Annotated in this window: 1 tRNA gene; it reads left to right on the top strand. The window is 34.5% G+C overall.

Features of this window, described 5'->3' with window-relative positions:
* Nucleotides 1-39: 39 nt before the first annotated feature.
* Nucleotides 40-125 (top strand) — tRNA-Leu (locus H4J69_RS19680).
* Nucleotides 126-464: the final 339 nt, after the last annotated feature.

The raw sequence follows: 464 nt of genomic DNA, 5'->3' as shown, positions 1-464 counted from the left end.
GTAGGGAGCCAATCTCTACTTTAAAAAGAATTATCCGATGCCCGGGTGGTGGAATTGGTAGACACAAGGGATTTAAAATCCCTCGCTCATAGAGTGTGACGGTTCAAGTCCGTCTCCGGGTACCATCTTTATGCTGTGCTTTCTGTTCAGTAATTTAAATAGTAGTAATTAAACCTGTATCAATCATGTATGTAATTAATTTACATTACATTTATAATGCATATATTTATATACAATAAACATAGTTAAAATGTTGTGATTTAGCTGTCAACAAAAGATGTAGCGTCTTGTTAACTGTTTAAATTTAGTGTGTAGATAAATTAAAGAATTTAATTACTTAAATCTCTTAGTAATTAAGAGTTAGTAGGGAGCCAATCTCTACTTTAAAAAGAATTATCCGATGCCCGGGTGGTGGAATTGGTAGACACAAGGGATTTAAAATCCCTCGCTCATAGAGTGTGACG

The organism is Colwellia sp. BRX10-9 (assembly GCF_014077405.1).
Taxonomy (GTDB): domain Bacteria; phylum Pseudomonadota; class Gammaproteobacteria; order Enterobacterales; family Alteromonadaceae; genus Colwellia_A.
Note: the sequence above shows the minus strand (reverse complement) of the source record. Positions and strands in the feature narration are given on the sequence as shown.